Raw genomic sequence first — 23293 nt, 5'->3', positions numbered from 1 at the left:
TTTTTGTGCATCATTCTGCAAATGAGGACTTCTTTTCACATAGGTGATCGGGAGGCTGTTTGCAATTACACGTGCGCTATTATGATGGGGAGGATTGTATACGAGTGAAGGAAGACCACGATGGACATTGTTCGTTGTGGTCTATTTTTGTATATTCGGAGGGAAATGGAATGAATGAAAAAACGTTTCAAACACTTGAGTTTAACTCAGTGAAAGAAGAATTAATGGGATTTGCTCTGACGGAAGAAGGTAAAAAGGAATTGTGGAAGTTACGGCCATCCACAAATATCCGTCAAATTGAAATGCTCCTCGATGAGGTGTCAGAAGCTGTACACATCTTAAAGAAAAGTGCCAGCGTACCTATCCACGCATTAGACGGGGTGGAGAACATCATGGGGAATTTGAATAAAGGTGTTCCCCTGAGGCCGGATCAGCTCACAAGTTTATATTATTTTCTCGATGCATGTAAAAAGCTGAAAAAATATATGGAGGATAAACAATGGCTCGCACCGAGGGTTTCTTCCTATGTTTACTCCATTGAAGAGATCCCCGATCTCGGAGAGGAAATCAACCGATGCATCAGGAATGGCAGAGTCGACGATTATGCGAGTAAGGAATTGTTGAGGATTCGGAAGCAGGCAGGAATCCAGGAAGAACGGTTAAAGGATAAAGTACAATCGATTGTCAAATCGGCAAAGTATAAATCATTTCTTCAAGAATCGATTGTTAGTCAACGAAACGGGCGATATGTCATTCCCATCAAGAAAGAATTCAGGGGGAAGATGAAAGGGGCCGTTCTGGATTCTTCAGCCTCGGGTTCAACCCTGTATATCGAGCCGGAGGAATTGAGCAAACAACAGGATCAGCTCCTCACTCTAAAATTCGAAGAAGATCATGAAGTTGAAAATATTCTATGGACATTGACTGGTATGGTGCAAACATACGAGCCACAACTAAGACTTGCGGTTGAAACGATGGTCCACTATGATGTATTATTCGCCAAAGCAAAATATAGTCGCGCCTATGATGGAGTGAAGGCGATTGTAAATGAAGAACAGAGGATTCACTTGATCAATGCGGTTCATCCATTATTGGGGAAACAGGCAGTCCCCCTAACCATCAAGATGGGGGAGGGATTTCATGCATTGGTGATCACCGGCCCCAATACCGGTGGGAAAACCGTTACCATAAAGACGGTGGGACTCCTTACCCTCATGACCCAATGCGGTTTGCATATTCCAGCAGCCGAGGGCAGTGAAATCAGTATATATCAACAAATACTCCTGGACATCGGGGATGGGCAGAGCCTTCAACAAAATTTGAGTACATTCAGTTCCCATATAAAAAATATCATCAACATATTAAAGGATACTAACGACCGGTCCCTTGTCCTGTTGGATGAACTCGGCTCCGGTACAGATCCTATGGAGGGAATGGGTCTCGCCACGGCTATCCTGGATCAATTATATGAAAAGGGAGCCACGCTTATTGCCACTACTCACTATAGTGAAATCAAACATTTTGCAGGGGAGCATGAAGGTTTTATGAATGGCAGTATGGAGTTTAACATCGACACCTTGCAGCCAACGTATAAACTGATTGTTGGTCAGGGTGGGGATAGTCAGGCATTTTCCATTGCATTGAAGCTTGGAATGCACCCAGAGATCATTGAAAAAGCACATGAAATCACCTATAAGCAGAAGAAAACATATAGTCTTGGAGAAATCGACTACAGTGAAAAAAAGGAAATGGAGAAACAAATGATCGTTAACAAGCATAAAAAAAGGAATCACGGAAAAATCCAGAAACAAACCAGAAGCATCATCTCCTTTGCCAAAGGAGATAATGTCCAGATCTCCCCGGAAGGAGAATTTGGCATTGTCTATGAAGGCCCTGATGGTTTAGGGAATTACACCGTACAGATCAAAGGGGAAAAGAGATCTGTGAGTCATAAACGGCTCCGTCTGTATGTATCCGCCAAGGAATTGTATCCAGAGGATTATGATTTCGATATTATCTTTAATAGCAAAGAAAATCGTAAAAAGGATAAGCTTATGGGAAAACGATTTGTAGAAGGCTTGACCATCAATCTTGAGGAATAATTGAAAAAACGTACTCAGGCTTGAACCTGAGTACGTTTTTTCTGATGCATTCTTCAAACATCTATGACATATGTGTCAACACAAAGGAAAGAATGATTCCCAGGGAAGAAAGGAAACCGACAATGGGTCCGCCTTCCTCATATGCTTCCGGCATCATTGTTGAAGAGGCCATAGCGAGCAGCCCCCCGGCCCCGAACGCTCCGATTATGTATGAAGTGCTTTCGGGGGCATCCTGCAGTAATACATATCCAAGCAAAGAACTGAGAGAAGAAAGAATGACAACACTTCCCCATAAGTAAAGGATTTTCTTCGTGCTGTAATGATCGAGCTTCAACCCTATGCTGCTGGATAAAGATTCAGGCAAATTACTGATGAATATAGCGATGATGAAGACCCATTGCATGGATTGACTTTCAATAAAGCTGACACCGATGATGATGGATTCCGGTATGGCATCCATGATGGTACCGACATAAATGGCGAGCCCCGAGTGGCCATGGGGATTCTTCTTCGACCGTTTTCTTTCGCTTCCACCTTTTTTAGAAATGAACATTTCAAATAATGTAAAGATAAGGGCACCCAGAAGGAACATGGAAATGAGGTAAATCAAATCCGCTTTTCCTTCTGCTTCACTTAAAAGATCAAAAGTAGCGGATCCGATGATCAGACCTGTACCTAATGCCATAATAAAGGCTACCACTTTTTTTGGTATATGAAGAAATATTGCCATAAAAGCGCCGATCAAGAGGGAGAGACTGGCTACCCCTCCCCACAAAGCTGCCTGGAACAATGATCCTACCTCCCTTAATCGTTTTCATATCGAGTTTTCCCTAATTGAGTAATGAATTAAACATAAACCGATCCCTTGTATAGATCCAGGGAGCGCTGGGGAAAGTAAGATTGAATAAATTTTAGGAGGCAAAAAAATGAAAAAATATCTATTGATTTCCACTATTGGATTCATATTCATGCTCACTGCTGCCGGTTGTGGTACAAGCAATAACATGAATGAAGAAGGACAGCAAATGAACAACCGTAACCTGGAGAGAGTGAACTACAAGAATGATCAGGCGAACCGGGATTATGTGAATGATGGGACGATGAGAGAAAATTACTCACTTGCTGACAGAGAAGCGGGGAAAGTGGCAGAACTTAAAGAAGTTAGAAGTGCTTATGTGCTGACGACAGATCAAAATGCATACGTTGCTGCTGTATTAGAAGATGATAAAAATGGGAATGTTTCAAAGGAATTGGAAAAGAAAATCTCTGATCAAGTGAAAAAAGAAAATGGCAGTATCAATAATGTGTATGTGTCAACAAATCCCGATTTCGTAGACCGTATGAGAGGGTATGCCGATAAAGCAAGAAATGGGAAGCCGATTGAAGGATTTGGTGAAGAGATAGCGGATATGGTGAAGCGGGTATTCCCGAACAGAGGATAATGCTTAAGTGAAAAAGTCGAACTTAGTTTCGGCTTTTTTTATTTTCCCATAGGAAATGTTCGAATTATTCAGTATACTATTTAGAGTGACGAAATAAATGGAAGGGAGAGGTGGACATGGCCCAAACAGCATCCAAACCGGCATTGAATCCTACTATATATGGAGTTCTATTCGCCATCAGCTCGGGACATTTTATCAATGACACACTCCAAGCTGTCGTGCCGGCTATGTTCCCAATCATTGAGAAGTCATTGGAGCTGAGTTATATGCAAATCGGCTGGATTGCCTTCTCACTCAATATGACGTCTTCTTTATTGCAGCCGGTCTTCGGATTTTATGCCGATATACGTTCAAAGCCGTACTTACTTCCATTGGGGATGTTGTCCAGCTTAGCAGGGTTGATTGGTTTTGCCCTATCCAGTCATTTTATTTGGATCATCGTTTCCGTACTATTTATCGGATTCGGTTCTGCCATTTTCCATCCTGAAGGCTCAAGAGTGGCTTATATGGCTGCCGGAAATCGAAGGGGACTGGCTCAGTCGATCTATCAGGTGGGTGGAAATACCGGACAGGCGCTTGCCCCGTTGATTACTGCCTTTGTCTTTGTCCCTTTTGGTCAAATAGGAGCCTTATGGTTTACGATCGTAGCCATTATTGGAGTTTTTGTCTTGTTCCGGGTCTCTAATTGGTATTCAGATCAGTTACGTTTCAATGAAAGAAGCAAGAGGAAAAAGAATGAAGATGGAAGAAAAAACCCTATTAACCCGAAAATCAAGTGGGCTATGGTGTTTGTTGTATTCCTTGTGTTTGCAAGGTCATGGTACGGAGCAGGGTTATCAAATTATTACCAGTTTTACTTGATTGAGGACTACGGTCTTACTATTAAAAAAGCCCAGGCCTACATATTTGCCTTTATGTTTGCAGGAGTCTTGGGAACCTTTATGGGGGGGCCGCTTGCGGATCGTTTCGGAAAGAGGAACATCATTTTCTTTTCTATGATCGGAGCTGCACCTCTGACCCTTGCATTACCTTATTTACCGCTCTCCGTTGTCTTTCCGTTCATTTTTTGTATCGGATTTATTTTATCGTCAAGTTTCAGTGTCATCGTGGTGTATGCCCAAGAACTGATGCCAAGTAAAATCGGGATGGTGTCCGGTTTGACTGTTGGTTTGGCATTCGGCATGGGAGCTGTCGGAGCAGTCATCTTTGGAGGACTGGCCGATCTTTACACCATCCGATTCGTCATGATCCTATGCAGCTTTCTACCACTACTCGGGATGATGACATTCTTCCTCCCCTCAGACGAAGCGGTAAGAAACTTCCATAAATAACAAAAGAGGTGATCCCGTCCAAGCGGCATCACCTCTTCGTTTTTTAAGAAAATGCAAAGTAAATAATGAATAACCCACAAAGGATGTACATGATTGGATGAACTTCCTTCCACTTTTTCAATGAAATCATCGCAAACGGATAAAGAATGAAACCTAATGCGATTCCCGTTGCAACACTGAAGGTTAAAGGCATCATAATAATAGTCACAAAAGATGGAATGACCACTTCAAGTCGATTCCAATTGATATGTCTGACTTCCGTAGCCATCAATGCACCGACAATGATAAGTGCAGGGGCAGTCACTTCTGGAGTGATGACCGATAAGATGGGGGAAAAGAACAGGGCGACGGAGAAACAGATGGCAATCACGATAGACGTAAATCCGGTTCTTCCCCCGACGGCCACTCCTGCAGAGGACTCTACAAACGATGCCGTTGTTGAGGTCCCGAATATCGCTCCTGCCACTCCCGATGCTGAGTCAGCCAGGAGAGCCCGGCCTGCGTTTGGAATCTGATTATCTTTCATGATCCCTGCTTGACTGGCAACCGCTATCAAGGCACCTGCCGTATCAAAGAAAGCCACAAACAGAAAGGTAAAGATGACCGCCATGATTTCAAGTGTGAATATATCCCCTAAATGGTTGAATACCACTCCGAATGTCGGCTCAAGACTAGGGACACCCCCGATAATGGAGTGAGGCACGGAGATTTGCCCCGCGACCATACCGATGATCGTAGTTGCAACCATCCCATAGAATATCCCGCCTTTAATACCCTTCACTAACATCATCAGGGTAATGATAAAACCAAATACAGCAAGTAGTGTTGGAGGGGAAGAAAGGTTCCCGATCGATACAAATGTTTCAGGGTTGGCAACGACGAGTCCCGCGTTTTTAAAACCTATGAATGCCACGAAAAAACCGATGCCGCCGGCAATGGCAAATTTTAAATCCTGCGGGATGACATTGATGATCTTTTCACGGATCTTCATCACACTTAAAATCATAAAGATGATGCCAGCAATAAATACTCCTGTCAGGGCGATTTCCCAGTCCACTCCCATTCCGATGCATACCGAAAAGGTAAAGAAAGAGTTGAGACCCATGCTGGGGGCGATCCCGATCGGAAAGTTTGCCAGTAGACCGATTAACAGGGATCCAACAATCGCTGACAGAGCGGTGGCTGTAAATAATGCCCCTTTATCCATTCCGGCCTGACTCAGGATGATGGGGTTCACAACCAGAATATAAGCCATCGAAAGGAAAGTCGTGACACCTGCTAACGTTTCTCTTCTATAATTCGTGCCTCTTTCAGCAAATTGAAAGAATGTTTTCATACATAACCCTCCGTGTAGATAAAATAAAATAAAAAAAACTCCGGTGACTGAATCAACCAGAGTATATCTACAGGATAAAATAATTCCATTGGTCTTACTTTATCTTGTAGACAAGCCATTTAAGGTAGCTGGTAGAAACGTTCAAGCCATATTCTTGAACTTATACAAGGTGCATCTATGTTTGGTATAATTGAATTAGAAGAATCATAACAACTGACTATCATCCGGTCAATGGAACCTGTAAAAGTCCGTGAATTCACTATTTTCTAAATTGATGATTTATTATTAAAAACAGCATACGCCCTATACATCATTCCTGAAAAAAGCTATATTTAGTGAATACAAACAATGAGTAGAGAAAACGTAAGTTAATACGTGAATGAATATTGGAGGAATAAATATAATGTCTTCTTTAAAACCAGGTACAGTAGAGGATTTATACGTTGATCATGAAGTGCCATACGGTTTCTTTCTAACGAATGATATCGATCGTGTACTACTGCATCACTCTGAAATAACGGAAGAAATCCAAGAGGGAGATACAGTGAAAGTATTTCTTTATCATGATAAAGACGTGCGCTTGACAGCGACCATGCGAATCCCTAAGGTGCAGGTCGGTGCATACGGTTGGGCAGAAGTAGTGGACAAGCGGGAAGATTTAGGCGTATTTGTGAATATTGGTCTGCCTAAGGATATTTTAGTCTCATCTGATGATCTCCCGAAATTTCAGGAGCTTTGGCCGAATCCAGGCGATCAGCTGTTCCTTACCTTGAATACTGATAAGCAAGACCGTTTATACGGAAGATTGGCCACTGAAAATATCATTGAACAGGTGTCAAGAAGAGCATCCGCTGAAATGATGAATGCTAAAGTACAGGGAAGGGTGTATCGACTTCTGAGGGTAGGGACCTTCTTCTTATCTGAACAAGGATATCGCTGCTTCGTTCATATGAATGAGCGTAAAGCGGAGCCAAGGCTAGGGGAACTGGTTGAAGGCAGAGTCATCGACGTGAAGGATGATGGAAACCTGAATGTTTCGTTCTTACCTTTGAAGCAGGATAAAATGCAGGATGATGCTGAAGTCATCCTGGAGTATCTGGCAGTTCGGAACGGTGCGATACCTTTTTGGGATAAGAGTCAGCCCGAGGAAATCAAAGATCGTTTCAATATGAGTAAAGCAGCTTTCAAAAGGGCGCTGGGAAAATTGATGAAAGAAGATAAAGTGTATCAAGAAGAGGGATGGACGTATCTTAAGAAATAATAGATTTCGACAAGTAGAAAGAGTGCTGACAGATTGTCAGCACTCTTTCACATTTAAAGGGAAGCGCTTTGTTTGATTTTGTGACTTTCCTTCGTGTTGACAGGTCTGATCGGTAAAAGGGTTCCAACCAGTGCGATAAAGGCACACCCCATGAGTACGTATGAATAGCCATTCAAAGCAATCGTAGAGAGCACTCCGAACACAACAAGGTCCAAGCCCGAATCCACAATGGAAAGCAAGGAAATGGTCGTCGCCCTGACCCCGGACGGAATTAAGTCATTGCTTAATTGTGAATAAATGGGATAACGGATTGCCCGGACAAGCCTTAATAAGAAAAATGAACCTAATACAATCCATAAAGAAGACCCGAACAAGCCGGACATGAGTAACCCCGCTGTCGCTGATAAACCTGAAACATTCATGAGCATCACCCTGGAATAGCGAGCTGTCATCCAGCCGATTGAATTCGATGCAATATAGCCAAGGATGGCAGAAATGGCATAAAAGACTCCGATCAAGTAGACAGGAACGCCTGCATCCTGTAAAAGCGGTTGATCAAAGTATTGGTAAACGGCACCAGCCGGAATGAAGACCAATGTTACGTTTAAAAACATCAACAATAACTGGGGTGCCTGGCGTATTACACGGATACCACTCTTTATTTGGGAAAAAGGATTTTCTTTCTGGAATGAATCAACAGACGGCTGCTTGACTGAAAGGATTAAAAATAGTTCTATTAAGTGAAAGACTAAACCCAGTAAGATAAGCAGAGTGAATTGACTGTCCGCCAGATCCCTCGCCAAATAGGAACCGAAAAGGACGGCAATCAGCATACTGATAAACGAGGCTGATTGGATTTTTCCCATGGCATGATCCATGCGATTTTCTTCATTTGATTCTTTGAGTGAATCATAGATCAACGCTTCATCGGCCCCTGAAAAAAAGGTTACACTGAATCCATTGATGAAGCTGTATAAGAAGAACATCCAAGGTTCATAGGCGAATAAAAGCAGTGTAATACTAAGGAACTTCAGGAAAGCACCGAATAGAAATGAATATTTTGCACCAAACCGATCTGCAAATATTCCAGTAGGTACCTCCCCGAGTAATACGGCACCGCTCCAGAACATGAGCACAATTAAAATATCAGAAGAGGTTAAGCCTCTTTCGAAATAGAATAACGTTAATACGGGTTGAAGAAAACTGATGGTACCAAAAAAAGAAATCCAAAATAGCACCCGGATGTTATGGGCTGCAAGTGTTTGTTTCGTCATAATTTGTCTCCTGCTTCCTGTGTTTTATATTTACCGGAAGAAGGAGCGTCGTTTCGTTAATCCAGAACGTTCACTCCTTCTTGAAATAGTGAAAGTGTTTTGAATGTTTTTTGCATGATATTTCCTCCTCGTGTTTTATGAATCAAGTGTAGCATAAGAGGGAGAAAAAGAAGAAGTTATTTATTCGACAGGATCCTTTATTCGCAGAAAGGGGGGGGGACAATGAAAGAGGTTATGGTAGACGTATTGCAGTCCAGGGGGACCTATTATGAGATTGGTGTTCAATTCGGAAAGGAACTTCGGCAGTCGCCACTCTATTCCCATCATTATAAGAGACGAAAGAAGTCATTGAGAGATTACGATGTAAAGCTGGATGAAGTCGAGGGACTACTCCGGCATTTCGCACCCGGATTATGGGATGAATTAAATGGACTATCCTCTGGTTTACAGTGGTCTTTGGAGGATACCATACATGAATATTCGGGATTTCAACAGGAATGGAAGGAGTCCGGTTGTTCGTCTTTGGCCAAGGACGGTATTTACGTGAGGAACTATGATTATCACCCGAAAACATATGAAGGCAGGCTTCTACTCGTCAGGCCGGCGGGTGGATATGCATCTATCGGATTTTCAGGAAGGGGAATCGGACGGATTGACGGGTTGAACGAAAAAGGATTGGCTGTTGGTTTTCATTTTGTGAATCGAATAAAGCCGGGAGAAGGATTCATCTGTACCACAATCGCCCGCATCCTCCTGGACACATGTAAGAATACAGACGAGGCCATCGAAGTGTTGCGCAGGCTGCCTCACCGACACAGTTTCAACTATTCTTTATACGACCAAAGTGGCAAAGCTGCTGTGGTAGAAGCTTCGCCGAGGGGGATAGGGGTGTATCACCATTCAACCTTAAGTTGTACCAATCATTTTCAGATGAATCATATGAAAAAGGATAATCGACATTATTTAAAGGACTCTCAAAAGAGGCTGGAAATATTACATTCAGTAAAGGAAAAGACATTAACCATGAAGGGGGCATTCAAACTGTTTAACCGGGGAGACAGCCCGATTTTCAAGAAAGCGTATGATGCTTGGGCAGGGACGATTCATACATGTGTCTTTCAATGTGAATCACTGCGATGCTTAATCGGATTCGGGGAAAATTCAGATGGTGTGGTGGTGGACTTTCAGGAATGGATCAGGGGAAGAGATATTCCCATCCGGAAAATTTCAGGGAAGTTCGATACAAATGAACCGTTCTTATTTATGGAAGAAGTGAAGGGATAAGGGAGGGAACCGAGCAAATCAAGGGATTAACGGCTTATCATTGTGGAGGACTTCCTCGGTTCTTATTATTAAAATGCGCATATTCATAAAAATATATGTAAAACTCCTTTCTAGCCATTGGCGAAAGGAGTTTTTTTCATTCTGCTATTGGTTTTTCCAATGTCCATCTATAAATTCATCGCGCCCAGACTTTGCTCGATCTTGTTTGTATTCTTCCGGATTCGTTTTGTAGAACTTTTGATGATACTCTTCTGCCGGATAAAAGGTTGAGGCAGGAAGGATTTTGGTGACGATCGGCTTCTTGAATCGCCCGCTTTCTTCTATCGTGTTTTTTGACTTCGCAGCCAATTGTTTCTGGTGTTCATTGTGATAGAAGATAGCTGTTCGATACTGTTCACCGCGATCGTGGAATTGACCACCTTCATCAGTCGGATCAATCTGGGGCCAGTATAACTCCAATAGTCTTTCATAAGGAAACAGAGCGGGATCAAATGTGATCTGAACCACTTCATAATGCCCGCTGCCACCGGCTTTAATATCCTCATACGAGGGATTTTCAAGATGACCGCCAGAATATCCCGATACGACCTCAATAATCCCTGGGAGCTCATCGAACGGTTTTACCATGCACCAAAAACACCCGCCTGCAAAGGTAGCGACTTCTCTATCATTCATTTAGCAAACCTCCTGTACCATATGTACTTCTCTAAAGCAGTAAAGCGATAGCTTGAACAGATTCTATCACGAAAGCTTAAAAGGAACAATCAAATTGCTTGTCTGCATCAGATGTGGCGATATTACGATAAACCTTTTTTCTACAATTTTCAACAAATTCATTTCCTAACCAATGGAACTTGTGTATAATTCTTTTGAACGGAACAATTTCATACGTTACGAGATCAGGTGAAGCCCAAGATGTCATTCTTCTTAGCTTCTTAATAGGGAAGTTGGTGTAAATCCAACGCGGTCCCGCCACTGTAAATGGTAGTGAGCTGAAATTTTACCACTGTGCAAACAAGTACGGGAAGGTATCAGCAAACTATGACCATGAGCCAGGAGACCTGCCTGATTTTAAGCGCACCAATTCTACGCGGATAGAAAGGTGTAATATGCATGGTTCACGGAATATTAACCTATATATGCATCTTACACAACATCTCTAGTCCACTGGAGATGTTTTTTTGTCTGCCAAAATGTTAATCAAGAGGAGGAATAAGAAATGAAACACACAGTAAAAGCCTTACTTGCATTGCTAGTAGCCATCGGATTCCTGACAGCATGCGGAACAAATGACGGGGATCAAATGAAGAAAAAAGAAACTGCAGAAGTTAATCAGGAGGAATCAGGGTATCCTTTATCATTGAACGACGCGCTCGATAATAAAGTCACCTTGGATGAACAGCCTAAACATATCGTTTCGTTAATTCCCAGTAATACGGAGATTTTATTCGAGCTTGGGCTCAATCAGGAAATCGTCGGGGTCTCAGACTTTGATAACTTCCCGAAAGAAGCTGCCGATAAAGAAAAGATCGGTGGAGTGGAGTTTAACGTAGAGAAAATTGTCAGCTTAGAGCCGGACCTGGTCCTGGCCCATGAATCCACAGCAAAGTCAGCAGAAGAAGGGTTGAATCAACTGAAAGATGCAGGGGTGAACGTATTCATTGTTCACGACGCTAAAAGCTTTGAAGAGGTATATGACACAATTCAGGATATTGGTACACTTGTCGGTAAGAAAGATCAGGCGGATACCGTTGTTTCTGAAATGAAATCGGATTTAAATTCCATTCAGGAAAAAGCAAGTGAAGTAACTGAAAGGAAAAGGGTTTATGTGGAAGTCTCGCCTTCACCTGACATATATTCAACTGGGAAGAATACGTTCATCGATCAAATGCTTTCAATGGTCAATGCTGAAAACGTCATGAGCGAGCAGGAAGGCTGGGTACAGGTGAACCAGGAAGCGGTCATTTCGTCTAACCCTGATGTAATCATCACTACATACGGTTATTACAGTGAAGATTCGAAAGAACAGATATTGGGAAGAAAAGGATGGGAAGATGTGACGGCAGTTAAGAATGGAGATGTTCACGATGTCCATTCTGATTTAGTCACACGAACAGGTCCAAGATTGGTTGAAGGAGTAGAGGAAATTGCAAAGTCGATCTATCCAGAGGTATTTGCAGAATAAAATAGGGACTACTTACGTATTGGCAGGGCTATTTATACTCACATCAGTGCTTGCAGGTGTTTCGATCGGTACGATATCGATTCCACCGATGGATATCTTATACATCGTCGGTTACAAGTGGTTCGGTATTCAAATGCCTGATACGGTTAATCCCATGTTTGTGAACATTGTCTATACGATCCGACTTCCTAGAGTATTGTTGGCTTTATTGGTCGGCAGTTCCTTAGCCATTGCAGGGGCTTCTTTTCAAGGGCTTTTACGCAATCCCCTGGCTGATCCTTATACATTGGGAGTATCATCAGGAGCATCGGTTGGGGCGGTCATCACATTGTTTTTCCATTGGAGCATCCCTTTCATCGGGAAATTTACGCTTCCCTTTTTCAGTATTGTTTGTTCGAACATCACCGTATTTCTCGTTTTATGGTTCTCACAAAAGGTTGAAAGGACGATGAAGGTCGAAACCATTATACTGACAGGCATCATCTTCAGCTCATTTCTGGGCTCGGTGATTTCATTGATGATCTCACTCACAGGTGAGGAACTGAGGCAAATCATCGGCTGGCTTCTTGGAAGTGTATCCATGAGAGGGTGGGATTACATTGCGATCATATTGCCTTTCTTCCTTATTGGGGTGGTGTTGCTCATACTAAACAGCAAGGAATTGAACGGGATGAGCTTCGGGGAGGAACAGGCCAGTCATATCGGTATCTCGGTTCAAAAAAGGAAGCTGATCATTTTGATTGCCGGAAGCATCCTGACGGGGGCAGCAGTGGCAGTGTCCGGCACGATCGGATTTGTCGGTCTTGTGGTTCCTCATTTTCTGCGAAGAATGATCGGACATGATCACAAACATCTACTTCCCCTATCAATCCTTGTAGGTGGTGGGTTCCTCGTTCTCGCCGACCTGCTTTCCAGAACGATCATCGCTCCGACCGAACTTCCGATTGGAGTGATCACCGCCTTGATCGGCGCACCGATGTTTGCTTATATTCTTTTAAAGAAAAGGGGTCTTTCAACATGATCGATGTAAACGGGGTGTCAGTAGGATACGGCGATGAAAAGATCGTGGAAGACATGAATTTTCATATTGACAAGGGAGAGTTCTTTGGAATACTTGGTCCAAATGGAAGTGGTAAGACGACGTTACTGAAAGCGATGACGGGTCTCCTTCCTTTAATGGATGGAGTCATTACGTTGAAGGGAAAGCCACTTAATCAGTTTTCTTCGAGAGAATTGGCTACGCATGTCGCGGTTTTACCCCAGATATCGACTGAAGCATTTTCATATCAAGTGAGGGAAACGGTGATGCTTGGAAGATATGCTCACCAGAAAGGTTTCTTTAAGGGTACGACCGACCGGGATAATGAGGTGGTGGACAAAGTGATGGAGCAGACGGGAATTTCTGCGTTTCAGAACCGGTACCTTCATGAATTGTCAGGTGGTGAGCGACAACGGGTGTTCCTGGCACAGGCTCTAGCCCAGGAACCTCACATCCTGCTTCTGGATGAGCCCACTAATCACCTTGATCTTTCCTACCAGAAGTCACTATTGGATTTGATTAAAAGTCAAACAGATCAGGGGACATTAACGGTCGTGGCCATTTTTCACGATTTGAATTTAGCGAGCCTATACTGTGACCGTCTACTCCTACTGGACCAGGGCACAACAAAACTTCTCCATCACCCGGAAGAGGTGTTGAAAGAAGAACATATCGAAGAAGTATATCAAACAAAGGTTCAGAAACAAGCTCATCCATTGGTGGCCAAACCTCAGATGGTGATCGTCCCCGAAGGATCCCTCAGTGAAAACCTGGTTTTAGATGAAAGGTATATGACATTGACTGAAGAATGCATCCTTTATTCTGCACCATTTCCATTGAAATGTATGTCTTCGGGTATTATTGGAGCAGGAATTGGTTGGTACTCTCACTTTATGAACCGTCGGGTACCCGTTGATTATGACTGTCGGGATTACAAACAAGATATGAAGGAGTATCTCATGACGAAAGAACTGGATCCGTCTTTATCTGTCGGTATGATGACGGCTCTGGATTTGTCTAATATGATATGCGAGCGTTTTGAGATGAAGGGAAGATCGGTTTTCGTCGTCGTGACCGCCGGTGTTGGAAACGCCATGGATGTATCAACTAGCTTTCAATATGATATTGATTCAAAACCCGGTACGATCAATACCTGGGTTTTCATAAATGGAAATTTATCTGATGAGGCATATATCGAAGCCCTCGTCACTTCCACGGAGGCAAAGGTGAAGGCACTGAATGACATGGAAGTAAGGGACAAAAGGAATGGAAATATAGCAACCGGAACACCTACTGACAGCATTCTGATAGCTTCCAGTCAAAAGGGGGAGCTTGAACCATTTGCAGGACCGATCACTCCAATAGGTAAGTTGATCGGGAGAGGAGTCTATGAAGTAACAAAAAAAGCCATCCAACGTTATATGGGTTAAAACGGGGAAGGTCATTAGAAAGTGTGCAAAAAGCATGACTGCATAATAAACAGTAGGGGAGAGATGATTTGATGCAACTTTATACAAGAACCGGGGACAAGGGTCAGACTAGTTTAATCGGGGGAAGGGTCGATAAGGATCATATCCGGGTCGAAGCATACGGGACACTGGATGAAGTAAATTGCTTCGTTGGTCAGGCTATTTCTGAATTGGATCATGAGCATTTCGACGATATAGTGAAGGATTTAGTTACTATTCAGCATGAACTCTTTGACTGCGGTGGAGATTTATCAAATGTATCAAAAAAGAGAAGAAACAAGCTTCAAATTGATTCCGTACATGCGTTGGAAGAAAAGATAGACGGTTTGATCAAAGAAGCTCCACCTCTTGAAAAATTCATTCTACCGGGTGGAGTGAAGGCTTCTGCAAGTATTCATATTGCGCGGACCGTTGCAAGGAGGGCAGAAAGGTGCATCGTTTCCCTTTCAAAGACAGACGGAGACTTTTCTGTAGTTACGTTACAATATATCAATCGATTATCAGACTACTTTTTTGCCTTGGCACGCGTGATCAATCATCGTAGTAACGTGAGAGACATAGAATACTTACGCAGTGCCAACGTATTTTCTCCCGGTAAAGGTAAGAAAAAGATGGAAAAGTAGTTCGAATACTGTTTTAACTTCTTGAAATTTGAGGCGGATTTAGAACGTGTGAACTCTTTTTGAATTTTATTGGATAGAACAATTAAATACTTTTAATGATATTTATGGTAAACTATATTCTCGGGGTGGACCGGTATGGAGAAAAGTGTTAGTTTATCCAGTATTCTGTGATTGTCAATTTCAATTGTATAGAGTACTATTTCATATTATCATCGGTTCATCATGAATGTCATAAAAGTAGGTGAAGAAATGGAGTCACGACTAGATCGAAAGACCAAAAGGAAAAAACGTGGAAGAAAAGTGATTTTGGTATTATTAATCCTTATTTTCAGTTTGATCGGTTACGCTGCTTTTCAATTTTACAGTGGTTATAAGATGGCTGGTGAAGACCAGATGCAAGACTATAAATTCAACGGTGTGAAAGATGAAGACGGGAAGGTTAACATTTTGTTATTGGGAGTCGATAGCAGGGGCGAGGAGAAATCAAGGACAGACACCATGATGCTCGCACAAATCGATCCGAAAACAAATGAAACCAAGCTCGTTTCATTCATGAGAGATATTTATGCAGAAATCCCGGGTTATCAAAATTATAAACTGAATACCGCATTTTATTTAGGCGGACCTGAATTGCTTCGTAAGACGATTAAGCAAAACTTTGATTTGGATATTCAGTACTATATGATTGTTGATTTTAAAGGTTTTGAACAGTCAGTCGACATCCTTGCACCAAATGGAATTGAAATGGATGTTGAAAAAGCCATGTCAGAAAACATCGGCGTTTCCCTCGAACCGGGAGTCCAAAACCTGAACGGAAAGGAATTACTCGGCTATGCCAGATTCCGCCATGATGAAAATGGTGACTTCGGAAGGGTTGAAAGACAGCAAAAAGTGATTGCGGCCCTTAAAGATGAAGCCTTATCCATCGGAGGCGTAACAAAGCTTCCGAAAATGGCAGGATCCATTCAGCCATATATTCAGACGAATATGAGCAAGCTGGATCAAATCTCAATCGCGAAAGATATCCTGCTTAGCAACAGTAGTGACATGGACAAGCTGACCTTGCCAGTAGAAGGTTCTTATACGAATGCAAGCTACAGCGGAGTGGGATCCGTTCTCGAAATTGACTTCGAAGAAAATATCCAAGCTTTAAAAGACTTTCTGAATGGAAAAAGTTCAGACGACACTGCAAACGAATAAATCTAAAAATCCCGTTAAGCCTTTAAAAGCTTAACGGGATTTTTTTCTTTCAGTATGGACTTGATGGAAGAGGCTCTGGAACTGCGCTGACAGGGGTCAGGGCCAAGAATCGATCTGTTTCCAATCATACCCTATACGTATAAATTCTGATAATACGCTCTCTCAGCCAATCTAGAGCCTTCAGAAGGAATCTGAATAACATAAATGGTAATGATAACGCTTCCACTAGCTATTTCGGCTAATTCCTTACTACTTCCTTTAATGCCCTTGATATCATTCATCAGCATGTTACGATTATAAACGTTGTGAACAAAACACACGCCAATCAAGGTTTTTGGCGACATGAAACAACTATAATCTTAACTGTTTTTTCTTAATTATTACATTAAATGTTCGATTGAAAACGAAAAAAATGTTTTAAAAGAATTTACTATAAAATAAGGTACGGGAGTGGATATGATTGTTAAATAATAAAACGATAGCATTTCTGGGTGCAGGTAATATGGCTGAAGCAATGATTTCAGGAACAGTGCAGAGTGGAAAGATTCCAGCTGAGCAAATCATTGTTTCCAATCGAAGCAATTACGGAAGACTTCAAGAAATGAAGGCTAAATATGATATTACAGCAATAACCAAAGACGATCTGCCCTTTGATGAAATAGATATCCTCATTCTTGCCATGAAGCCAAAGGATATTGATAAGGCATTAGATTCCATCAATCACCTGGTCAGGAACGATACGGTGATCATGTCTGTGCTGGCAGGGATTACGACTTCTCATATGGAAGAACAGTTACCTGCAGGTCAGCCTGTCATCCGTGTCATGCCAAATACGTCAAGTATGCTGAAGGAATCTGCAACGGCTATCAGTGCCGGAAGGTTCACTTCAAGAGAAGATATGGAGAATGCAGAAGAGTTATTATCAAGCATCGGAGAAGTATTCGTCATCGAAGAAAGCCAGATGGACATTTTCACCGGAATTGCCGGAAGCGGTCCAGCTTACTTCTACTATTTAATGGAACATATCGAAAAGACGGGTGCTGAAGCAGGATTAGACCCGAAATTGGCTCGTAAAATAGGAGCTCAAACGATTTTCGGAGCAGCCAAAATGATGCTGGAGCGAGAAGAATCACCAACTCAACTAAGAGAAAATGTAACATCCCCAAACGGTACTACGGCTGCAGGACTTGATGCATTAGCTCAGTTCGGTGGAGGTAAAGCCATCTCAGAAGCTGTTAAGGGAGCAGAAAAGCGTTCGAAAGAAATCAGCTCATCCTTACAGGCCAAAGAATTAGTCACAAGCTAATAACCCAATTAATATCTCACACCTCATATATATTATTTACCAACCATACATGAAATACAGGTCCGTCCCTGCATATAGAAAGAGGGGCAAGGGACGGACCTCATTACTAGGAGTGATTGAATGTCCCAAGATAAGAAACGTATCGTGATTAAGATTGGAAGTAGTTCATTGACAAGCTTACATGGAGAAATGAGCCGCAGGAAGCTTGAACGACTTGTGGATGAGGTTGTCCGCTTAAAGGATGACGGTCATGAAGTCTTGCTTGTTTCCTCAGGAGCTGTCGCTGCAGGTTATCGTAAATTGGGTTGCTTGACACGCCCAAGTTCGCTGCCCGAGAAGCAGGCCGCCGCAGCTATTGGTCAAGGGCTGTTAATTGAAGCGTATTCTGATCTGTTAATTTCAAATGGATATGTGGCTTCTCAAATTCTGATCACTCGTAGTGATTTTTCTGATGAAGATCGATATAACAATGCCAGAAATACGATTAATGTCCTGCTCGAAAGAGGGATTATTCCTATTGTGAATGAAAATGATACCGTAACGATTGACCGTTTGAAATTTGGAGATAATGACACACTATCCGCTAAAGTCGCAGCACTCGTGGATGCTGATCAACTCATCATTCTATCAGATATTGATGGGCTATATGATTCAGATCCCCGCAAAAATCCAGATGCTGAACTGCTGGAGAGTGTGACTGAAATCACGGAAGATATTGAAGACATGGCGGGAGAGCCGGGAAGCTCAGTCGGTACTGGCGGTATGAGATCAAAGATCGATGCATTCAAGATTACAATGGCATCAGGCATCCCCGCGTTCCTTGGTAAATCCGGACACACTAATATCATTTATGATGCTGTTCAGCATACGGCTAAAGGAACCTATTTCGAATCGACGGAAGATTCGGTCAATCTTGATTCCAAAAAGCAATGGATTGCGTTCAACTCGGGTCCTGAAGGTGAAATCACCATCGATGCAGATGCGAAAGACCGCATCTTAGAGCGGAAAGAAAGTTTGACCATCGATGACATTTATACTGTAAAAGGCCGTTTTGATAAAGGTGCAGTCGTACGTATCCTGGATAACCGCAACGATGAAATCGGGCTTGGAATGGTCAATTATCGTTCTGGGCAATTGAAGAACCCTACAGATATAAAAGCAGATGAAATCGCAGTAGAAATTGATCAGCTCGTATGCCATGTAGAAGTTCCCATTCCAGTAGGTGTTTAGTTGAAAATGATTCTGTAATTGATTGATTTAAGTATATAGCTTTCAAAATAATCAGGAGGTATTTGATGACTTTAACTGTAGAAAAAACCGATGTAAAAAAACAGGCGATATTGGCTAAAAAAGCTTCTAAAACGCTAAGTATGCTGACAACGGAACAAAAAAATAAAGCCCTTCATATTCTTGCCGACCATCTGGAAGCACACTACGGGTCTATTCTAAAACAGAACGAAAAAGACCTTGAAAGAGGCAGGGAAAAAGGATTTGAAGCGGCCTTTATGGATCGCTTATCTCTCTCTAAAGAACGGGTTGAAGACTTTGCAAACGGTCTTCGCCAAGTGGCTGACCTGGAAGATCCGACTGGTAAAGTGGTTTCCGATTGGACCCTGGAAAATCAGCTGCAAGTTCAAAAAGTGACCGTTCCACTCGGTGTCATCGGAATGATTTATGAGGCCCGCCCAAACGTGACGGTGGATGCTACAGGTCTTGCATTAAAATCAGGTAATGCCATCATCCTGAAAGGTGGATCGAATGCCATCACGTCGAATAAAGCCATTGTGGACGTTATGCATGAGGCATTGGAACAAACTGATATTCCAAAAGATGCCGTACAATTCATCAACACAACAGATCGTGAGGCAACAAGTGAATTGTTTACAATGAAAGAACATATTGATGTGCTGATTCCCCGTGGTGGTGGCGCATTGATCAACGCCGTCGTCAATAACGCAACGGTCCCTGTCCTAGAGACAGGTGTAGGGAACTGTCATATTTATATTGATAAGGAAGCTGAACTGGAAAAAGCATTGAACATCATCATCAATGCCAAAACGGATAGGCCGGCGGTTTGTAATGCGGCTGAAACCGTCATCCTTCATGAGAAATGGTTTGATGACCATAAAGAGGCCTTTGTTAAAAAACTGAAAGATCATCATGTTTCCATTCACGGTGACGAAAAAGTGGTTGAAGTGATCAAAGATGCAAAACTTGCAGGTGAACAAGATTGGGCAAACGAATATTTAAGTCTTGATATTGCCGTTAAAGTTGTGTCTTCACTTGACGAAGCCGTGGATCATATTGAACAATACGGCACCAAACATTCAGAAGCGATTGTGACTGAAAACAATGAAACGGCGAAAAAATTCATGATGCTGGTTGATGCTGCTGCTTTATACCATAATGCATCCACACGCTTCACAGATGGAGGAGCATTAGGATTCGGTGCGGAAATTGGCATTTCAACCCAGAAGCTTCATGCTAGAGGTCCGATGGGTCTACCGGCGTTAACAACAGTGAAGTACATGATGCATGGTACTGGACAAATTCGATAAAATGTAAAAACGCATGAGTTCTCTTCCTCATGCGTTTTTTTTATTCCATCGAATGTCAGCCCGATTCCCGAAGCAGGAATTCATGTAATCCACGGATCGTATGAACTTCTTGTTGATAACATAGTTTCAAAAGTTGTTCGAAAATCTCGGCCGTCATGATCGCATCATTTAAAGCATGGTGGCGGGTACGGTCTTGAATACCGAATTTCTTTATAAGAACATCCAAATAGCAGTCATCCCTGCCAAGTAGGCTATTGGCAAGTGAAAAGGAGTCGACAAATTCTGGATCGAAAGAAGGCAGCTCCCACTTATTTATCCTTTTTTGAAGAAAATTAATGTCGAAGCTTGCGGGGTGGGCCACCAGGATCGTCCCTTTACTGAATTCCAAAAAATGTTCCAACCCTATGGGCAGTGTCACACCATTTAAGAAGTCTTTGCGTCTCAGGCCCGTAAATCTCTTCGTTTCCCTGGACACCGTTTGAAGGGGGTCGATCACCTGATAAAATGTCTCGTCCCTTTGAACTTTTCCTTCTTTCAGCTTTACAGCTCCTATCGATATGATTTCATCTCCAACTTCAGGGAAAAAACCAGTGGTCTCAAGGTCGAAAATCGTAAAGGTGCAATGGAAGAGGTGTTTCTTTTGAAGAGTCGGTTTCTCTTCTTCAAATTGTTTAAGGCCGCGGGAAAGTTTATGGTAGGAAAGCTTTTCTTTTTCCCGCTTGACTTGATGGCGGAAGATGAATTGCTGCCATAAATAATACTTTAGTATCCGGTAGCCTACGTTAATACCTATATTATCCATTAAACCACCCGGTTCCTATTGAAACTGATTTCCATCACTTGCTGCAGTCGGTTGGCAATCTGGATGGATTCTTTTAATTTTTGGCGATCCTCTTTCGAAAGAGTGCGAACATCGATGTCATTACTTAATGGCTTTCCCTCACTAAGTTCACGCAGATTCTGTTGCGTCCTCAAGGAAAGGAGGATATGCATGGCCGTTTTTACGTTTTCTGCATCCCTGGGGTGAAAGGCTTGTAATTTTTTCAATGCCTGTACCCTTTTGATTGTGTTCACTTCTTTTATCCCATACTTTACCGAATGAATCCGGATCATATTGACGATTTGTAATAGCCCTGACTTTTTGATATTGAATAGATGATTTTTCGGCTTCAGGTTTACCCGGCCCAGTGGACCCACGGGGAGCTTGAAACGAAGGGCATCTTTTCGTAAAAGCTGCTGCATGTTCAGGGATCGTTTCGATTTTTCAGTCAGGTAATTCCGGATCTCTTCTGCGATGGAATAGTCTCCGTAAATTGGACGGAAGTCATAAAACATCGTGATGTTCTGGATTTCCTGTGCATCCATTTCGTTGAGCCACTCATCAATCGCCTTTTTCCAGTCCGTATAAGATCTCTTCCATTTTTGTTCCTTCGCCATGATCCCACCTGTACATTCAGGAAAACCACATGCAGCAAGCTTTAAATTCAGCTTTTCGGTGAAGGCCTGAAAATAGAGATCGACTTTTTTCAGGTCGGATAAGTGATTATAATCATCAAGGATGATCCCATTATCCTGGTCTGTATGGAATCCCTGCTCACTGCGTCCCTGACTGCCCATGACAATGAAACAATAATTGATCGGGGCGGAACCGAACCCTTCCTGCCTCATTTCTTTTTCGCTCAATTGAATGATTTTCCGGTGAAGTCGATCATTGTAGTTTGATATCACTTCACATATATCGAATCCAAAGCTGTCTTGTGCAAGAAGGTCTTGAATGAACTGTTGGAACGTCTCGCTCTTCACCGTGGCAAGTTCGACCAGTTCTTCATTCGTCACAGCCTTTTGAATTTTATAAGAAAGGTCCAGGTAATTCGAATCCTGTATATTGAGAAATGATGTACTGGTTAGAATTCCAACCACGACATCATTGCGAATGATGGGGACGAAATCCACTTCTTCATGTTTAAAGTAGGAGAGGGCCTCATAGGCGAAGGACTCATCCCTGATCCAGAAAGGCTTTTCCTTCATCCAGTCTTTCACCTTTTCAGAGTTACATGGATTGGTTAGATAAGACAGGATTTCCCGCTGCGTAAGGATGCCAAGCATTTTTTTATTCTGATCCACCACGACTAACCCATACGTGTCCTGTTCTTTCATCTTTGTTGCTGCGTCAATGATGGTAGCATTTCCATCGATGAAAGTAGGGCTGTCCATGAGAGTATGGACTTTTGTGCGGAATAGATTGATGTTTTCATCATCGGTTTCAGTGGCTGACTTTACCTTTATTTCATCGTAGAGGGTTTTCATCCGATTGCCGATGCTTTCAAATATGATTTTTGAAAAATCATTGTTTTTGGTCATGATCTCTAAAATCCGGTCTTTCTGAATCCGGAAAACCGTACAATCTTCTATTGCCTGGACTGAAAAAGTCATTTGTCCGCTCGTAAGCATGATCATGATGCCAATCAAGTCACCCGGATAATAGAAGCGAAGTGAATATTGCTTTCCACTGGAACGATGGAGGACATTTTTGGCAAGTCCGGAGACAAGGAAGTAAATATCCAGTTCTTCCACCGTTTCATCTTCATGAAAGAGAAATTCCCCTTTCTTGAAAGTTGTGTATGTAGAACCGGAAATAATATAATCCAGCTGTTCCGCTGATAGGACATCAAATGGATAATGATCCCGAATAATTTGTAGTAATTCCTGGTGGTTCATCAAATACCTCCCGTTCGTGCTGATTCCATAGTACTTTACCATAGAATCCCCCAATTTGAAAACGATAAAACAGACCGGCATTCATAAAAAGACACCCCGATAGCAGGGTGTCTTGTTTAACATTCGATTTGGTTCTCTAGCAGCAGGATAATTTCAAAAATCCCA

At 42.4% G+C, this 23293-nt stretch carries 19 protein-coding genes and 2 riboswitches; of the genes, 13 read left to right on the top strand and 6 right to left on the bottom strand.

The features are described from left to right. Nucleotides 1–170 precede the first annotated feature (170 nt). Nucleotides 171–2102 carry an endonuclease MutS2 gene (locus tag V8G47_RS01870; RefSeq protein ID WP_336198603.1) on the top strand — a complete coding sequence of 644 codons (1932 nt, stop codon included), beginning with the start codon at nt 171–173 and terminating at the stop codon, nt 2100–2102. Between the two features lie 61 nt (nt 2103–2163). On the opposite strand, the gene V8G47_RS01865 is transcribed toward V8G47_RS01870, so the two are convergent. Continuing rightward, nucleotides 2164–2892, bottom strand: a complete 729-nt coding sequence (locus V8G47_RS01865) for a ZIP family metal transporter (protein WP_336198602.1) — start codon at nt 2890–2892, stop codon at nt 2164–2166. 136 nt (nt 2893–3028) lie between these two features. Between V8G47_RS01865 and V8G47_RS01860 the strand changes: the two genes are divergently transcribed. After that, nucleotides 3029–3544: a YhcN/YlaJ family sporulation lipoprotein gene (locus V8G47_RS01860; RefSeq protein ID WP_336198601.1), complete on the top strand. Its 516-nt coding sequence runs from the start codon at nt 3029–3031 to the stop codon at nt 3542–3544. Between the two features lie 116 nt (nt 3545–3660). Further along, nucleotides 3661–4875: an MFS transporter gene (locus V8G47_RS01855; protein WP_336198600.1), complete on the top strand. Its 1215-nt coding sequence runs from the start codon at nt 3661–3663 to the stop codon at nt 4873–4875. A gap of 43 nt (nt 4876–4918) precedes the next feature. Here V8G47_RS01855 and V8G47_RS01850 read toward each other — a convergent pair whose 3' ends face one another. After that, nucleotides 4919–6211, bottom strand: coding sequence for an NCS2 family permease (locus V8G47_RS01850; protein WP_336198599.1), 1293 nt, complete (start codon nt 6209–6211; stop codon nt 4919–4921). Between the two features lie 87 nt (nt 6212–6298). Further along, nucleotides 6299–6399, bottom strand: a riboswitch (purine riboswitch). 215 nt (nt 6400–6614) lie between these two features. Here V8G47_RS01850 and V8G47_RS01845 point away from each other — a divergent pair. Continuing rightward, complete coding sequence (locus tag V8G47_RS01845) at nt 6615–7472, top strand: CvfB family protein (RefSeq protein ID WP_336198598.1); 858 nt, start codon at nt 6615–6617, stop codon at nt 7470–7472. 53 nt (nt 7473–7525) lie between these two features. Here the strand turns inward: V8G47_RS01845 and V8G47_RS01840 are convergent, their stop codons facing one another. Continuing rightward, nucleotides 7526–8746, bottom strand: a complete 1221-nt coding sequence (locus V8G47_RS01840) for an MFS transporter (protein WP_336198597.1) — start codon at nt 8744–8746, stop codon at nt 7526–7528. 222 nt (nt 8747–8968) lie between these two features. On the opposite strand from V8G47_RS01840, the gene V8G47_RS01835 reads away from it, so the two are divergent. Further along, nucleotides 8969–10030, top strand: coding sequence for a C45 family peptidase (locus V8G47_RS01835; protein WP_336198596.1), 1062 nt, complete (start codon nt 8969–8971; stop codon nt 10028–10030). 144 nt (nt 10031–10174) lie between these two features. Here the strand turns inward: V8G47_RS01835 and msrA are convergent, their stop codons facing one another. Then, a complete protein-coding gene (gene msrA / locus V8G47_RS01830) occupies nt 10175–10705 on the bottom strand; it encodes a peptide-methionine (S)-S-oxide reductase MsrA (RefSeq protein ID WP_336198595.1) in 531 nt (176 codons plus the stop codon). A 209-nt stretch (nt 10706–10914) separates the two neighbouring features. Then, nucleotides 10915–11113, top strand: a riboswitch (cobalamin riboswitch). A 136-nt stretch (nt 11114–11249) separates the two neighbouring features. Between msrA and V8G47_RS01825 the strand changes: the two genes are divergently transcribed. The 8 genes from V8G47_RS01825 (at nt 11250) to V8G47_RS01790 (ending at nt 20410) form a co-directional block, all read left to right on the top strand. Continuing rightward, entirely contained in the window at nt 11250–12215 is a 966-nt protein-coding gene (locus tag V8G47_RS01825) for an ABC transporter substrate-binding protein (protein ID WP_336198594.1), read from the top strand. Continuing rightward, nucleotides 12178–13236, top strand: a complete 1059-nt coding sequence (locus tag V8G47_RS01820) for a FecCD family ABC transporter permease (RefSeq protein ID WP_336198593.1) — start codon at nt 12178–12180, stop codon at nt 13234–13236. The genes V8G47_RS01825 and V8G47_RS01820 overlap by 38 nt, the downstream gene beginning before the upstream one ends. Continuing rightward, a complete protein-coding gene (locus V8G47_RS01815) occupies nt 13233–14684 on the top strand; it encodes an adenosylcobinamide amidohydrolase (protein ID WP_336198592.1) in 1452 nt (483 codons plus the stop codon). Before V8G47_RS01820 ends, V8G47_RS01815 begins: the two co-directional genes overlap by 4 nt. 71 nt (nt 14685–14755) lie before the next feature. Continuing rightward, on the top strand, nt 14756–15346 hold the full coding sequence (locus V8G47_RS01810; protein ID WP_336198591.1) for a cob(I)yrinic acid a,c-diamide adenosyltransferase: 591 nt from the start codon (nt 14756–14758) through the stop codon (nt 15344–15346). Between the two features lie 249 nt (nt 15347–15595). Continuing rightward, complete coding sequence (locus V8G47_RS01805; RefSeq protein WP_336198722.1) at nt 15596–16546, top strand: LCP family protein; 951 nt, start codon at nt 15596–15598, stop codon at nt 16544–16546. A gap of 460 nt (nt 16547–17006) precedes the next feature. Further along, nucleotides 17007–17852 carry a pyrroline-5-carboxylate reductase gene (gene proC, locus V8G47_RS01800; RefSeq protein ID WP_336198590.1) on the top strand — a complete coding sequence of 282 codons (846 nt, stop codon included), beginning with the start codon at nt 17007–17009 and terminating at the stop codon, nt 17850–17852. A gap of 120 nt (nt 17853–17972) precedes the next feature. After that, complete coding sequence (gene proB, locus V8G47_RS01795) at nt 17973–19082, top strand: glutamate 5-kinase (RefSeq protein ID WP_336198589.1); 1110 nt, start codon at nt 17973–17975, stop codon at nt 19080–19082. 65 nt (nt 19083–19147) lie between these two features. After that, nucleotides 19148–20410 carry a glutamate-5-semialdehyde dehydrogenase gene (locus tag V8G47_RS01790; RefSeq protein WP_336198587.1) on the top strand — a complete coding sequence of 421 codons (1263 nt, stop codon included), beginning with the start codon at nt 19148–19150 and terminating at the stop codon, nt 20408–20410. A gap of 55 nt (nt 20411–20465) precedes the next feature. On the opposite strand, the gene V8G47_RS01785 is transcribed toward V8G47_RS01790, so the two are convergent. Beyond that, a complete protein-coding gene (locus V8G47_RS01785; RefSeq protein WP_336198586.1) occupies nt 20466–21212 on the bottom strand; it encodes a 3'-5' exonuclease in 747 nt (248 codons plus the stop codon). Continuing rightward, nucleotides 21212–23170: a DUF294 nucleotidyltransferase-like domain-containing protein gene (locus V8G47_RS01780; RefSeq protein ID WP_336198585.1), complete on the bottom strand. Its 1959-nt coding sequence runs from the start codon at nt 23168–23170 to the stop codon at nt 21212–21214. Before V8G47_RS01780 ends, V8G47_RS01785 begins: the two co-directional genes overlap by 1 nt. Nucleotides 23171–23293 lie beyond the last annotated feature (123 nt).

Origin of the sequence: Rossellomorea sp. LJF3, from assembly GCF_037046045.1 — a bacterium.
Taxonomy (GTDB): domain Bacteria; phylum Bacillota; class Bacilli; order Bacillales; family Bacillaceae_B; genus Rossellomorea.
The sequence above is the reverse complement of the archived record's forward strand: the minus strand, read 5'-3'. Positions and strand labels throughout refer to the sequence as shown.